Annotated in this window: 11 protein-coding genes, 1 tRNA gene and 1 pseudogene; 11 read left to right on the top strand and 2 right to left on the bottom strand. The window is 75.5% G+C overall.

Annotated features, from left to right (window positions below; translation table 11 throughout):
• Positions 1-101 precede the first annotated feature (101 nt).
• Positions 102-1064, bottom strand: coding sequence for an acyl-ACP desaturase (locus Q0789_RS02470; RefSeq protein ID WP_298801780.1), 963 nt, complete (start codon positions 1062-1064; stop codon positions 102-104).
• Positions 1065-1194: 130 nt separating this feature from the next.
• Here Q0789_RS02470 and Q0789_RS02465 point away from each other — a divergent pair.
• The 4 genes from Q0789_RS02465 (at position 1195) to Q0789_RS02450 (ending at position 4473) form a co-directional block, all read left to right on the top strand.
• Positions 1195-1266: transfer RNA gene (locus Q0789_RS02465), tRNA-Gln, on the top strand.
• A 210-nt stretch (positions 1267-1476) separates the two neighbouring features.
• Positions 1477-2994, top strand: a complete 1518-nt coding sequence (gene glmU, locus Q0789_RS02460) for a bifunctional UDP-N-acetylglucosamine diphosphorylase/glucosamine-1-phosphate N-acetyltransferase GlmU (RefSeq protein WP_298801778.1) — start codon at positions 1477-1479, stop codon at positions 2992-2994.
• Entirely contained in the window at positions 2991-3968 is a 978-nt protein-coding gene (locus Q0789_RS02455) for a ribose-phosphate diphosphokinase (protein WP_171201565.1), read from the top strand. Before glmU ends, Q0789_RS02455 begins: the two co-directional genes overlap by 4 nt.
• Before the next feature lie 40 nt (positions 3969-4008).
• Positions 4009-4473 carry an Rrf2 family transcriptional regulator gene (locus tag Q0789_RS02450; RefSeq protein WP_298801774.1) on the top strand — a complete coding sequence of 155 codons (465 nt, stop codon included), beginning with the start codon at positions 4009-4011 and terminating at the stop codon, positions 4471-4473.
• Here Q0789_RS02450 and Q0789_RS02445 read toward each other — a convergent pair.
• The gene (locus Q0789_RS02445; protein WP_298801773.1) at positions 4470-6248 is read right to left on the bottom strand and encodes a hypothetical protein; all 1779 of its coding nucleotides are present in this window, start codon (positions 6246-6248) and stop codon (positions 4470-4472) included. The two genes, Q0789_RS02450 and Q0789_RS02445, sit on opposite strands and share 4 nt — an antisense overlap.
• 181 nt (positions 6249-6429) lie before the next feature.
• Between Q0789_RS02445 and Q0789_RS02440 the strand changes: the two genes are divergently transcribed.
• The 7 genes and pseudogenes from Q0789_RS02440 (at position 6430) to cysN (ending at position 13951) form a co-directional block, all read left to right on the top strand.
• The gene (locus tag Q0789_RS02440; RefSeq protein ID WP_298801771.1) at positions 6430-7368 is read left to right on the top strand and encodes a sulfite exporter TauE/SafE family protein; all 939 of its coding nucleotides are present in this window, start codon (positions 6430-6432) and stop codon (positions 7366-7368) included.
• 249 nt (positions 7369-7617) lie between these two features.
• Positions 7618-8274 (top strand): 50S ribosomal protein L25/general stress protein Ctc, encoded by a 657-nt coding sequence (locus Q0789_RS02435; RefSeq protein WP_298801769.1) that lies wholly within the window; start codon positions 7618-7620, stop codon positions 8272-8274.
• A gap of 80 nt (positions 8275-8354) precedes the next feature.
• Positions 8355-8948: pseudogene (pth, locus tag Q0789_RS02430) on the top strand (aminoacyl-tRNA hydrolase); the annotation flags it as partial.
• Between the two features lie 182 nt (positions 8949-9130).
• The gene (locus Q0789_RS02425) at positions 9131-10711 is read left to right on the top strand and encodes a sugar transferase (RefSeq protein ID WP_298801767.1); all 1581 of its coding nucleotides are present in this window, start codon (positions 9131-9133) and stop codon (positions 10709-10711) included.
• A gap of 176 nt (positions 10712-10887) precedes the next feature.
• Positions 10888-11709 carry a 3'(2'),5'-bisphosphate nucleotidase CysQ gene (locus Q0789_RS02420; protein WP_298801765.1) on the top strand — a complete coding sequence of 274 codons (822 nt, stop codon included), beginning with the start codon at positions 10888-10890 and terminating at the stop codon, positions 11707-11709.
• Positions 11706-12632: a sulfate adenylyltransferase subunit CysD gene (gene cysD, locus Q0789_RS02415; protein ID WP_298801763.1), complete on the top strand. Its 927-nt coding sequence runs from the start codon at positions 11706-11708 to the stop codon at positions 12630-12632. The genes Q0789_RS02420 and cysD overlap by 4 nt, the downstream gene beginning before the upstream one ends.
• Positions 12632-13951 (top strand): sulfate adenylyltransferase subunit CysN, encoded by a 1320-nt coding sequence (gene cysN, locus Q0789_RS02410; RefSeq protein ID WP_298801761.1) that lies wholly within the window; start codon positions 12632-12634, stop codon positions 13949-13951. Before cysD ends, cysN begins: the two co-directional genes overlap by 1 nt.
• Positions 13952-14041 lie beyond the last annotated feature (90 nt).

The raw sequence follows: 14041 nt of genomic DNA, 5'->3' as shown, positions 1-14041 counted from the left end.
CCGGAGAGGTGCGCCGGGGCACCCGTCCGGGGCGCGCGCCCGTCGGCGACGCGCGCCGGGGGGCCCCGGCCGTCGTGCTCACGTGCTCGGGCGGGCGGCGCTCATCCCGCGACGCGCGCCGCGCGCCGCGCCTCGGCCTCCTCGCGGCGCGTGACGAAGCGGGTCGCCTGCTCGTCGAGCGTCTCGAGGAACTGCGCCATCTCCGTGCGGGCCGCCTCGCCGCGGGGGCCGAGGTCGGTGCGCTCGAACACCTTCCAGAACCGCAGCACCGGCATGAGGACGTCGTCGTGGTGGAGCTTGAGGTCGTAGATGCCCGCCTTGGCGATCATCATCGAGGAGCGCGCGAAGCCGGGCATGCCCGCGCCCGGCATGGCGAAGCTCATGACCTCGTTGCGGACGGCCTCCATCGTCTCGTCGGGCGCCTGGTCGAAGGCCGCCGCGAGGAGGTTGCGGTAGAAGACCATGTGGAGGTTCTCGTCCTTCGCCACGCGGGCCAGCAGGCCCTCGGCGACGGGGCAGCCGGTGGCGCGGCCGGTGTTGCGGTGGCTCACCCGGGTCGCCAGCTCCTGGAACGAGACGTAGGCGAGGGTCTGGAGCATCGGCTTGTCGCCCTGGTCGTAGCCGGCGGCCATGTGCTCCATGCGCAGCCGCTCGAGCTCGACGGGGTCGGTGCCGCGCGTGACGACGAGGTAGTCGCGCAGCGCGATGCCGTGGCGGCCCTCCTCGGCCGTCCAGTGCCCGACCCACTGGCCCCACGCACCGTCCCGGCCGAAGCTCGTGGAGATCTCGCGGTGGTAGCTCGGGAGGTTGTCCTCGGTGAGGAGGTTCACGACCATCGACGTCCGCGCCACCGGGTCGAGCTTGGAGTCGCCCGGCTCCCAGTCCGTGCCGCCGAGGTAGGCGAAGTCCCTCCCCTCGCTCCACGGCACGTAGTCGTGGGGGTTCCACGCCTGGGTGGCCTTGAGGTGCCGCTCGAGGTTGTCGGCGACGACGGGCTCCAGGTCGCGCAGGAGCCGTGTCTGCAGGGCCGCGGCGGCCTCGGGGCTGTCGGTGGAGGAAGTCACCTACGGGACCGTAACCTACGGGGGCGTAGCCATGCCCGCCGAGCGGCTGGCAGTCGTCTGGGAACGGGCTGCCGGTAGCGTCGGCGCGCGGGCCGGTGCCGCCCCGCCGCGCGCGGGCGCCCGCCCGCGGTCCCCCGTGGTCCAACGGCAGGACGCCGCTCTTTGGAAGCGTGAGGTCGAGGTTCGAGTCCTCGCGGGGGAGCCGCCGCGGGCGCCGCGGCGAGGGCCGCGCTCCCGCACCCGTCCGGCTCTCGCGCGGACGGCGCCCGGCCGCACGGGCGGTAGGGTCGCCGCCGTCCGCGGGAGCCGCCGACGCCCCGAGCCTGACGCCCCGAGCCTGCCGACCGCCCCGTGCACCCCCGACCATCCGCTCCGGTGCACCCCGACCACCCGCCCCGAGGAGCCCGCTCGCGTGAGCAGCCCCAGGCCCGCCGCCGTCGTCGTCCTCGCCGCCGGGGAGGGCACCCGGATGCGCTCGGCCCTGCCGAAGGTGCTGCACCCCCTCGGCGGGCGCAGCCTCCTCGGCCACGCGCTCGTCGCGGCGCGCGGCGCCGACCCGGAGCGGCTCGTCGTCGTCGTCCGCCACGAGCGCGAGCGGGTCGCCGCCGAGGCGCGGGCGGTGGACGCGGACGTCGTCGTCGCCGAGCAGGACGACGTCCCCGGCACCGGCCGCGCCGTCGCCTGCGCCCTCGAGGCCCTCGTGGCGGCGACGGGCGCCGAGCCCTCCGGCACGGTCCTCGTCACCTGCGGCGACGCGCCGCTCCTGCAGCCGGCGACGCTGCGGGACCTCGCCGCCGCGCACGCCGCCGCCGGCAGCGCGGTCACCGTGCTCACCGCGGTCCTCGAGGACGCGACCGGGTACGGCCGGGTCCTGCGCGGCGCCGACGGCGGCGTCGAGCGCATCGTCGAGCAGAAGGACGCGACCGAGGCCGAGCGCGCCGTCACCGAGGTGAACAGCGGCGTCTACGCCTTCGACGCCGCGGTGCTCGCCTCCGCGCTCGCGCGCGTGGGCCGCGACAACGCCCAGGGCGAGGTGTACCTCACCGACGTCCTGGCGCTGGCCCGCGCGGACGGCCTCGCCGTCTCCGCCGTGCCGGTCGACGACGTCGCCCAGACCGAGGGCGTCAACGACCGGGTGCAGCTGGCCCGGGCCGGCGCCGAGCTCAACCGGCGCGTGCTCGAGGGGTGGATGCGGGCCGGGGTCACCGTGGTCGACCCGGCGACGACGTGGGTGGACGTCGACGTCGAGCTCGCCCCCGACGTGCGGCTCGAGCCCGGCGTGCAGCTGCTCGGGGCCACGCGCGTGGCCGGCGGCGCCGTCGTCGGGCCCGACTCGACCCTGCGCGACTGCGTCGTCGGCGCCGGCGCGTCGGTCGTGCGCACTGACGGCAGGGGCGCGGAGGTGGGGGAGGGGGCCTCCGTCGGGCCCTTCAGCTTCCTGCGCCCCGGCACCCGGCTCGGGCCCGAGGGGCGCATCGGCGCCTACGTGGAGACGAAGAACGCCGTCATCGGGCGCGGCTCGAAGGTGCCGCACCTGACCTACGTCGGCGACGCCGAGATCGGCGAGGGCTCGAACATCGGCGCCGCCACCGTCTTCGTCAACTACGACGGCGTCGCCAAGCACCGCAGCCGCGTCGGCGACCACGTGCGCATCGGCAGCGACACCATGCTCGTGGCCCCCGTCGTCGTCGGCGACGGCGCCTACACGGCGGCCGGGTCGGTCATCGACGCCGACGTCCCGCCCGGCGCCATCGCGGTGGCGCGGGCGCGCCAGCGGACGATCGAGGGCTGGGTCGAGCGGCGGCGGGCCGGCAGCCCGTCGGCCGAGGCCGCCGCCCGCGCCCGGTCGGCCCGCGAGGACGCGGCCGGGGAGACCCCCAGCGACACCACCAACGACACCACCGGCGACACCTCGGGAGACGCGCGATGACGGGCATCAAGGCCACCGGCGAGAAGCGGCTCGTCCTGGTGAGCGGGCGGGCTCACCCCGAGCTCGCCGCGGAGGTCGCCGAGGAGCTCGGCGTCGAGCTGGTCCCCACGTCGGCGTACGACTTCGCCAACGGCGAGATCTACGTGCGCTTCGGGGAGTCGGTGCGCGGGGCCGACGCCTTCGTCCTGCAGAGCCACACCGCGCCGATCAACCAGTGGCTCATGGAGCAGCTGCTCATGGTCGACGCGCTCAAGCGCGCCTCGGCGAAGCGCACGACCGTCGTCGCGCCCTTCTTCCCCTACGCGCGCCAGGACAAGAAGCACCGCGGCCGCGAGCCCATCTCCTCCCGCCTCGTCTCCGACATGTTCAAGACGGCGGGCGCCAACCGCCTCATGAGCGTGGACCTCCACACGGCGCAGATCCAGGGCTTCTTCGACGGCCCCGTCGACCACCTCTGGGCCATGCCGCTGCTCGCCGACCACATCGCCTCGCGGGTCGACCGCCAGCAGCTGACCGTGGTGTCGCCCGACGCGGGGCGCGTGCGCCTGGCCGACCAGTGGTCGGACCGCTTGGGTGCGCCGCTCGCGATCATCCACAAGCGCCGCGACCCCACCGTGCCCAACCAGGTGAAGGTGCACGAGCTCGTCGGCGAGGTCGAGGGCCGCACCTGCGTGCTGGTCGACGACATGATCGACACCGGCGGCACCATCGTGCAGGCGGCCCAGGCGCTCGTCGACAACGGCGCGGCGCAGGTGCTCGTCGCGGCGACGCACGCCGTCCTCTCCGGGCCGGCGCCCGAGCGCCTGCGCGACAGCCCCATCACCGAGCTCGTCACGACGAACACGCTGCCGATCGCGGACGAGCGCCGGTTCCCCCAGCTCACGGTGCTGTCCATCGCCCCGCTCCTGGCCCGCGCGATCCGCGCCGTCTTCGACGAGGGCTCGGTCACGAGCCTCTTCGACGGCAACAGCTGAGCCCCCGGCTGCGACGACGGGGCCGAGGGGAGAGCCAGCGGTGCGCCTGACCGCCAAGACCGACTACGCGCTGCGGGCCGTGTGCCAGCTGGCCTCGCGGCCGGGCGGCGCCACGAGCGACCGCATCTCCGAGGCCGAGGCCGTGCCGCAGCGCTTCCTCGAGGCGATCCTGCGCGACCTGCGGCGCGCCGGCCTCGTGACGAGCCGGCGCGGGCCCGACGGCGGGCACGCCCTGGCCGTCGACCCCGAGGAGCTCACGGTGGCCGACGTCATCCGGGCCATCGACGGCCCGCTGGCCCTTGTGCGCAACCTGCGGCCCGAGCAGCTCGACTACCGCGGGGCGTCCGTCGCGCTCCAGGACGTGTGGGTGGCCCTGCGCGCCAGCGAGCGCGCCATCCTCGAGGCCACGACCGTCGCCATGGTCGTGCGCGACGAGCTGCCCGACGTCGTCGTCGACCACCTGCCCGACCGGCGGCCGCCCTACGAGGTCGGGATGGACATCTAGCCGAGCCGCTCGGCGGGTGCCCCGGCCGGCGCCTCGTGCAGCATCCACAGGGGGTTGGAGAAGCCGACCAGGCTCCCGCCGGCGTCCCTGACCTCCACGCGCGCGTAGGCGCCGCGGTCCCGGGACGCGTCCACGAGCACCGTGCCGCCGGCGTCGAGCGGGACGCGCGTGACGCGCGGCGACAGGTCCGCTCGGCCGGCCATGTCCACGGCGCCGACGACGAGCGTCGTCGTCCCGCCCGCGGGCGCGGGGGTCGCCGTGACGACGACCTCCACGGAGTCGGACCGGGTGAGGAGGACGCCGCCCATGCGCGTGCGCCCGTCGGCCAGCAGGTCCACCTGTCCGCGCCACGCGCGGGGGTCCCAGAACCAGGCGCGCCCCGCCCGCAGCGCCGCGGCGAGGTCGGGGAGGTCGGTCGACGGCGCCCACGCCGAGGTCAGCCAGCGCTGGGCCTGGCCGAGCCAGTCGCGGCCGGTGTGGTCGTCGCTCACCCCGGTGGCGGTGACGAGCACCGCGTTGCGGGCGGCCACGTCGTAGGCGGCCACGGTCGAGGCCAGGTCCTCCTTGCTGCCGACCTCCACGACGTCCGCCCCCAGGGCCCTCGTCGAGACCAGCAGGTCGGCCAGCGCCTCGGTCGTCCGGGCGTCCTCGAGCGGGTGGTTGAAAGCCACGAGGTCGGCGCTCGACCGGAGCTCCCGCACGGCCGCCTCCGCCGCGGCGACGCTCGTGTCCTTCGTCGCCCGCGGGGTCGGGGGCGTGGGCAGGACCAGGCCGTCGCCGTAGGCGTTGAGGTGGCGCACGAGCGAGATCTCGCTGCCCTGGTGCTGGCGGACGGACCGGTAGCGCTGCGCGTACGCCGCCATGGCCTCCCGCTGCAGGGCGAGCGGCTCGCCGCTGCGGTGGGTGCGGACGATCTCGAGGCGGTCGAGGACGACCTTCGCGGCGGCGCCCCGGCGCGAGCGGGCGCTGACGGCGACGCCGCAGAAGCCGGCGTCCACGGCGACGAGGTCGGGCCACAGGGCCTCGACGTCCGCCTGCAGGTCGAGCGCCAGGGACTGCCAGCCGGCGGCGACGGGCAGCCCGACGACGCCGACCAGGCCCCCCGCCTCGGTCCAGCGCCCGGTGCGGCCCCCCATCCGGTACTCCAGGCGGTACTGGCCGGCGGGCCGTCCCGCCGTCGCGGGGCGGTAGGACGACGTGGCGGCCAGCACCAGCTCCGCGTCCGGGCCCAGCTCCTGGGCGAGGACGTCCAGCTCGAGGACCGTGGCCGCCAGGCTCGTCGTCGCCAGGGAGTTCTTCACCGAGCCCGTCAAGCGCGTCGAGCACCACGTGGTCGCGCGCGAGGGGGCGCGGTTCTGCAGGCGGAGGGCGCGCCCGTCCTGGCGGGGGGAGCGCGGGTCGGTCACGAAGGTGGCGGCCGCGTAGCTGGCGGTGCCCTCGTCGGCGCGCGTCCACGTCCACGTCGCCCTCACCGCGTCGTCCTCGACGAGGCCGTCGAAGCGCACCGCCGTCCGGTACCCGTGCGCCAGCAGCCGGAAGTCGTGGTCGGTCCACATGACGACGTCGACGCCCAGGCGGCTCGCCTGGTCGAGGTGCGCGTGCATGCTCGCCGTGCCCTCGCTGAAGGAGCTGTGCACGTGCATGGCCATGGAGACGGCGCGCTCGTCCACGCCGAGCGCCGGGGTGGCGGCGGCGGCCGTGGGGACCGCTCGGTCGCCGAGCGCCGTGGCGGCGGCCCCCGCCGCCGCTGCCGCGAGCACCGTGCGGCGTGCCACCGGTCGTCCTGCCATGACGGCTCCCCTCGTCGCGGCGCCCACGCCCCGCCCCGAGGGGAGTGTGGAGCAGCGGAGCGGCGCGCGTCGCCCGATCCGGCGACCTCGCCGCCCCGCCCTTGACGCGGCGGTCGATGAGCACCACGGTGTTCCCGACAAGACTGGTCAACTTAGTGAGGTCACCGTGCGCGGATGGATCGTCCTGGCTCTCGTCGGACTGGCGGCGCAGCTCGTCGACGGCAGCCTCGGCATGGCGTACGGGGTGACGTCGACGACGCTGCTCATCGCCTCGGGCACGTCGCCGGCGCTGGCGTCGGCCTCGGTGCACCTGGCCGAGATCGGCACCACGCTGGCCTCCGGCGCCTCGCACTGGCGCTTCGGCAACGTCGACTGGCGCATCGTGGGCCGGCTCGCGGTCCCCGGTGCCGTCGGCTCCTTCCTCGGCGCCACGGCGCTCAGCAGCCTCTCCACGGAGGCGGCCGCGCCGTACATGGCGGGCGTGCTCCTCGCGCTCGGCGTCTACGTGGGTGTCCGCTTCACCACAGGCTCGCTGGTGCGCCGCCCCGGGCGCCTGCGCTCGCGCTTCCTCGTGCCGGTCGGGCTCTTCGGCGGCTTCCTCGACGCCAGCGGCGGCGGGGGCTGGGGGCCGGTGGCGACGCCGGCCCTGCTCGGCTCCGGCCGCGTCGAGCCGCGCAAGGTCGTGGGCTCGGTGGACACCTCGGAGTTCGTCGTCGCCGTCGCGGCCAGCCTCGGCTTCCTCCTGGGGCTCGGCACCGCCGGGCTCGACCTCGTCGTCGTGTCGGCCCTCCTCGTCGGCGGGGTCGTGGCGGCGCCCGTCGCCGCCTGGGTCGTCCGGTACCTGCCCGCGCGGGTGCTCGGGGCGGCGGTGGGCGGCGTCATCGTCGTCACGAACGTGCGGACCCTCCTGCGGGCCTTCGACGTCGAGGGCTCCGCCGGCGTCTGGGTCTACCCGCTGCTCGCGCTGCTGTGGGCGGGCGCCGTCGTCTACGCCGTGCGCCGCCACCGGCGAGAGCGGGCGCTGGGGCAGGACGCCGGCTGGGGCCCGGGGGAGGGCTCCGGGGAGGACGAGGGGGAGCGCGAGCTCACCGCCGCCCGCTCCTGACGGCTGCTGCCGCGGCCGGTCCTCGGGGCCGGCCGCCCGCCGGAGCCCTCGTCGCCCCGTGGCGCGCGGGGCCCGCGCCGGCGGCTATGCTCGCGCGGTTGCCTCGGCGAGGGAGGCGCACCGGCTCGGCCGGGCGCCCCGCACTCGACGCGGTGGTCACGGCGGCGCCCGCCCCGTGCCGTCCGCGCGAGCCGCCGCAGGACGCGAGACCACCGCGCACGCCGCCGACGAGCCCCCAGGAGCACCGCCATGGCCGACGAGATCCGCCTGTCCGCCCAGACCCGCACCGAGTTCGGCAAGGGCGCCGCCCGCCGCATCCGCCGCTCGGACATGATCCCCGCCGTCGTCTACGGCCACGGCGAGGCCCCCCGCCACGTCACGCTACCGGGCCACGCGACGATGCTCGCCGTCAAGCGCGAGAACGCCGTGCTGACGATCGACGTCGAGGGCGAGGAGGTCCTCGCGCTCGTCAAGGACGTGCAGCGCGAGCACCGCCGCCGCGAGATCGAGCACGTCGACCTCGTCCTCGTGCGCCGCGGCGAGAAGGTCGAGGTCGAGGTGGCCGTCCACGTCGAGGGCGAGGCCGCCGCCGAGACCGTCGTGACGGTGGACCACCAGACCCTCCTCGTCGAGGTGGACGCGCTCCGCATCCCCGAGAGCGTCTCCGTCTCCGTCGAGGGCGCCGAGGCCGGCACGCAGGTCCTCGCCGGCCAGGTCTCCCTCCCGGCCGGCGCCTCGCTGGTCACCGACCCGGAGGCCCTCGTCGTCAACGTCTCCGCGGCGCGCACCGCCGAGGAGGTCGACGCCGAGCTGGCCGAGGCCGAGGGCGAGCTCGGCATCGAGCGCGACGAGTCCGACGCCGACGCCGAGGCCGAGGCGGCTCCGGCCACCAGCGACGAGAGCTGACCCTGGCTCCCGCGCACCCCGCGCCCCCGGCGGACCGCTCCGCCGGGGGCGCTGCCGCGTCCCCGGCCGACGGCGCCGAGGACGGGCCCTGGCTCGTCGTCGGGCTCGGCAACCCCGGCCCCGACTACGCGGCCACGCGGCACAACGTCGGCCAGATGGTGCTCGACGTCCTCGCGGCGCGCGCCGGGGCGGGCTTCCGCTCGCACAAGGCGCGCGCGGCCGTCGCGCAGGCCCGCCTGGGCGTGCTGCCCGGCGGGCGCCCCGGCCCGGCCGTCGTGCTGGCCAAGCCGAGCACGTACATGAACGTCTCCGGCGGCCCGGTCGCCGGGCTGGCGCGCTTCTTCTCCGTCCCCCCGGAGCGGGTTGTCGTCGTCCACGACGAGCTCGACCTGCCCGGGGACGTCGTGCGCCTCAAGCGCGGCGGCGGGGAGGGCGGCCACAACGGCCTGCGCGACACGTCCAAGGCGCTCGGCACGAAGGACTACGTCCGCGTCCGCGTGGGCATCGGCCGTCCGCCCGGGCGCATGGACCCGGCCGACTTCGTCCTCAAGCCCTTCGGCTCCGCGGAGCGCCGGGACCTCCCCGTGCTCCTCGAGGAGGCGGCCGACGCCGTCGAGCTCGTGGTCCTGCGGGGTCTCGAGGCCGCCCAGCAGCAGGTGCACGCCCCGCGCTAGCCGCGCTGCTCCACCGCCGGGCGGCGGGACGGGTCCGTCCGGGTGGATCTGGACGAAGTGCGTGCCACCGCCCCCGGCGCTGAGTAGCGTCCCGGAGGCCGACCGGACCAGACCCGCCCGCTCCGGCGGGCGACGAGCCCCTGGACACCCCGCCCCTCGACCGCCTGGAGGTGCACGAGCGCATGAGCGCTGACGTCGGACCCCGCGTCGAGGAAGACCGCCTCGGCGGCGACCTGCCGCCGGACCCCGACCGCCGCGCCCACCCCGCGCCGAGCCGCCGCCCCTGGACCGACCGCACGCCCTTCGTGCTCGAGCGGGAGGTCTACCGCGACGACCCCGCCCTCGCGGCGGTGCGCCGTCGCTCCGCGTGGACGACGCCGCTCCTCGTGCGCGCGGCTCTCGGTGACGCCGTGGTCGCGCTCGTCGTCGTCGCGGTCGCCGCCGTGACCCTGCGCGACGTCGGGGTGCGGCTCGACGCCCTGGCCGTGGTCGGGCTCTCCGTCCTCTCGGCCGCCGGCTGGGTGGGGACCCTCGCCGTCCTGCGCGGCTACGAGTGGCGCCGCGTCGGCGACGGCCCGGACGAGTTCTCCTCGATCCTGCGCGCCGCGGTCGCCGTCGTGGCGGCGGTGGGCGTCGTCTCCTTCAGCCTCCAGCTCCTCGTGCCGCGGCGGATGGTCCTCGTCGTCGTCCCGCTCGTCGCCCTGCTGACCGCCCTGCACCGGCACCGCTTGCGCGTCTGGCTGCGGGGCCAGCGGCGAGCCGACGGGACGGCGGCCCTGCGCACCCTCGTCGTGGGCGACGGCTCCAGCGTCCGGTCGGTCGTCGGCGACCTCCGCCGGAGCGCCGACCACGGCATGCGGGTCGTCGGCGTGGCCGTCCCGCTCCCGCGCCAGTGGGACCTCGACGGGGAGGGGGAACCGCCCTGCCTCGGTGCCGTCGCCGAGGTGCCGCAGGCGGTCGTCGACCACGACGTCGACGTCGTCATCGTCGTCGGCTCCCACCTGTCGGGGCCCGCCCTGCGCCGCCTGTCGTGGGCCCTCGAGCCCACGGGCGCCGACCTCGTCGTCGCCCCCGGGCTCGTCGAGGTGACCGGCCCGTCGGTGCACCTGCGCCCCGCCGCCGGCCTGTCGCTCCTGCACGTCGAGCGTCCGTCGGCGCGCTCGGGCCGCCTGCTGGGCAAGGCGGTCCTGGACCGCACCCTCGGGTCGCTGCTCCTGCTCGCCGCGTCGCCGGTGCTCCTGGCCTCCGCGCTGGCGGTGCGCCTCACGAGCCCCGGCCCGGCCTTCTTCGCCCAGGAGCGGGTGGGCGTCGACGGCTCCCTCTTCACGATGTACAAGCTCCGCAGCATGGTCGTGGGCGCCGACCGGCAGGTCGACGACCTCACCGACCAGAGCGACCGCGACGGCCTCATGTTCAAGATGAAGGTGGACCCGCGCGTCACCCCGGTGGGCCGCGTGCTGCGCCGGTTCTCGCTCGACGAGCTGCCGCAGCTGTGGAACGTCGTCCGCGGCGACATGTCGCTCGTCGGGCCCCGCCCGCCGCTCCCGCGCGAGTACGTCGAGTACCACGACTCCGTGCACCTGCGGCTGCGGGTGCGCCCAGGGCTGACCGGCCTGTGGCAGGTCAGCGGGCGCGCGGACCTCTCCTGGGAGGAGTCCATGCGGCTCGACCTGCGGTACGTCGACAACTGGTCGCTGGCGATGGACGTGCTGATCCTGTGGAAGACCGCACGGGCGGTGCTGGGGCGGTCGGGCGCCTACTGAACGTCCACGACAGTCCGGGGGCGGCTCCGCGCTAGACCGTCGGGTGACAGCCGGTGAGCCGATGGGTGAACGCGCGGACATGCGGTGTTCATGACAGATAGCCTCGGCGGGCAGGGCGGGCCTTCCCCGGACCGACCGCGGCCCCGTCCACGACGCCAGCACAGGAGGACCCGACCATGCCGACCGCCACGAGCGACGCCGACCTGGCGCGCCAGGCAGCCGACGAGGCCGGTCGGGTGCTCCTCGCCGTCCGCGAGCGCCTCGCGTCGGAGGGTCGCGGGGGGCGGGAGCTCAAGGACGCCGGCGACCGCAGCGCGCAAGAGGCGCTCGCCGCCTTCCTCGCCGAGCACCGCCCCGAGGACGCCGTCCTCTCCGAGGAGGCGGCCGACGACCCCGTCCGCCTCACCTCCCGCCGCGTCTGGATCGTCGACCCGCTCGACGGCACCCGGGAGTTCTCCGAGGTCGGCGGCGACGGCGTCCCCGCCCGCACGGACTGGGCGGTCCACGTGGCGCTGTGGGAGGACGGCGAGCTCGTCGCCGGCGCGGTGGCGATGCCCGCCGCGGGCACGACCTACTCCACCGACCCGGCGCCGCAGCGGCCCGAGGGCGCCCCCGACGTCGTCCGCCTCGCGGTGAGCCGCTCCCGGCCGCCCGCCTTCGTCACCGCCCTCGCCGAGGAGCTCGGCGCTGAGCTCGTCCCCATGGGGTCGGCCGGCGTGAAGGCGACCTCGGTGCTGCGCGACGAGGCCGACGCCTACGTGCACGCCGGCGGGCAGTACGAGTGGGACTCCGCGGCGCCCGTCGCCGTCGCGCGGGCCGCCGGGCTGCACACGAGCCGGGTCGACGGCTCGCCGTTGGTCTACAACCGCCCCGACCCGACGCTGCCCGACCTCGTCGTCGCCCGCCCCGAGGTGGCCGAGCGCGTGCTCGCCGCCATCGCCCGGGTGGCGGCCCGCCCGTCCGACCAGACCGCACCGACCCCGGAGACCGCCCGATGACCTCCCCCGGCACGTCGTCCGCCGGCCGCTACCAGCTCACCCAGCTGCAGGCCCTCGAGGCCGAGGCGATCTTCATCATCCGCGAGGTCGTCGCGGAGCTGGAGCGCCCCGTCCTGCTCTTCTCGGGCGGCAAGGACTCGATCGTCATGCTGCGCCTGGCCGAGAAGGCCTTCGCACCGGCGCCCATCCCCTTCCCGGTCATGCACGTGGACACGGGCCACAACTTCGCCGAGGTCCTCGACCTGCGCGACCGCCGCGCGGCCCAGCTGGGCCTGCAGCTCGTCGTCGCGAGCGTCCCGGACGCCCTCGAGCGCGGTCTCGTCACCGAGCCGCCGGACGGCACGCGCAACCGCATCCAGACGCCCGTCCTCCTCGACGCCCTCGAGAAGGGCGGCTACACGGCGGTCTTCGGCGGGGCCCGCCGCGACGAGGACAAGGCGCGGGCCAAGGAGCGCATCTTCAGCTTCCGCGACGACTTCGGTCAGTGGGACCCGAAGAACCAGCGGCCCGAGCTGTGGGGGCTCTACAACGGGCGGATCCACCCCGGGGAGTCCATCCGCGTCTTCCCCCTCTCGAACTGGACCGAGCTCGACATCTGGTCCTACATCGCGGCCGAGGGCATCGAGCTGCCCGCCATCTACTTCGCCCACGACCGCGAGGTGTTCGAGCGGAACGGGATGCTCTTCGCCGTCCACGAGGTCTGCCGCCCGCGGGAGGGCGAGGAGGTCTTCACCGCGCGGGTCCGCTACCGCACGGTCGGCGACGCCAGCCTCACGGCCGCCGTCCGGTCCGAGGCCGACACGGTCGAGAAGATCGTCGAGGAGGTCGCGACGACGCGGATCACCGAGCGCGGGGCCACCCGCGGCGACGACAAGTTCAGCGAGTCCGCCATGGAGGACCGCAAGCGCGAGGGGTACTTCTGATGAGCACGCACACCAGCGAGCCGACCGAGCCCGTCGCCGGCGCCCCCGTCGCCATGCAGCGGGACGCCGACCTGCTGCGCTTCGCGACGGCCGGCTCCGTCGACGACGGCAAGAGCACCCTCATCGGGCGGCTGCTCTACGACACCAAGACCGTCTTCGAGGACCAGATCGAGTCCGTCGAGCGCGCCAGCCGCGACCGCGGCGACGAGTACACCAACCTCGCGCTGCTCACCGACGGCCTGCGCGCGGAGCGCGAGCAGGGCATCACGATCGACGTCGCCTACCGCTACTTCGCGACGCCGCGGCGGAAGTTCATCATCGCGGACACCCCGGGCCACATCCAGTACACGCGCAACATGGTCACGGGAGCCTCCACGGCCGACCTGGCGCTCATCCTGGTCGACGCCCGCAAGGGCCTCGTCGAGCAGTCGCGCCGGCACGCCTTCCTCGCGACGCTGCTCCAGGTCCCGCACCTCGTGCTCGCGGTGAACAAGATGGACCTCGTCGACTTCTCCGAGGAGGTCTTCGAGGGCATCCGCCGCGACTTCGCCTCCTTCGCCACGAAGCTCGAGGTGCCCGACCTCACGGTCATCCCGGTCTCGGCGCTCGAGGGCGACAACGTCGTCTCCCGCTCCTCGCGCACCCCCTGGTACGACGGGCCGAGCCTGCTGCACCACCTCGAGCACGTGCACGTGGCGAGCGACCGCAACCTCGTCGACGCCCGCTTCGCCGTGCAGTACGTCATCCGGCCGCAGTCGGGCCGCCACCTGGACTACCGCGGCTACGCGGGGCAGGTCTCCGGCGGCGTCCTCAAGCCGGGCGACGAGGTCATGGTGCTGCCCTCGGGCTTCACGACGCGGATCGCCTCCATCGAGACGGCCGACGGGCCGGTGGCCGAGGCCTTTCCGCCCATGTCGGTGACCGTGCGGCTGGAGGACGAGCTCGACGTCTCGCGCGGCGACATGATCTGCCGCCCGCACAACGCCCCGACGCCGAGCCAGGACATCGACGCGATGGTCAGCTGGATGGACGAGTCGTCGGCGCTCGTGCCGGGCCGCAAGTACGCCATCAAGCACACGACGCGGACGGCGCGCGCCGTCGTCAAGGAGCTGCAGTACCGGCTCGACGTCAACACGCTCCACCGCGACGAGTCCTCGACCCAGCTGGGGCTCAACGAGATCGGGCGCATCCGGCTGCGGACCACGACGCCGCTGCTGGCCGACGAGTACCGCCGCAACCGCACGACCGGCGGCTTCGTGCTCATCGACGAGGGCACGAACAGGACCGTGGGTGCCGGCATGATCACGGCCGCGGAATGAGCCTCTTCACGAGGACGCGGGAGGACGCGGCACCGCGCGTCCGTCGCCGGTCGTCCTCGACGGCGGACCGGGAGCACGTGCTGGTCGAGC

It is taken from the genome of uncultured Pseudokineococcus sp. (genome assembly GCF_947499845.1).
In the GTDB taxonomy this organism is placed as follows: domain Bacteria; phylum Actinomycetota; class Actinomycetes; order Actinomycetales; family Quadrisphaeraceae; genus Pseudokineococcus.
The sequence above is the reverse complement of the archived record's forward strand: the minus strand, read 5'-3'. Positions and strand labels throughout refer to the sequence as shown.

What these genes read in the sequence shown, in the direction of transcription:
- Q0789_RS02455 (WP_171201565.1), top strand. Translation starts at nt 2,991, where the DNA reads ATGACGGGCATCAAGGCCACCGGCGAGAAGCGGCTCGTCCTGGTGAGC.
- Q0789_RS02435 (WP_298801769.1), top strand. Translation starts at nt 7,618, where the DNA reads ATGGCCGACGAGATCCGCCTGTCCGCCCAGACCCGCACCGAGTTCGGC.
- Q0789_RS02425 (WP_298801767.1), top strand. Translation starts at nt 9,131, where the DNA reads ATGAGCGCTGACGTCGGACCCCGCGTCGAGGAAGACCGCCTCGGCGGC.
- Q0789_RS02420 (WP_298801765.1), top strand. Translation starts at nt 10,888, where the DNA reads ATGCCGACCGCCACGAGCGACGCCGACCTGGCGCGCCAGGCAGCCGAC.
- cysD (WP_298801763.1), top strand. Translation starts at nt 11,706, where the DNA reads ATGACCTCCCCCGGCACGTCGTCCGCCGGCCGCTACCAGCTCACCCAG.
- cysN (WP_298801761.1), top strand. Translation starts at nt 12,632, where the DNA reads ATGAGCACGCACACCAGCGAGCCGACCGAGCCCGTCGCCGGCGCCCCC.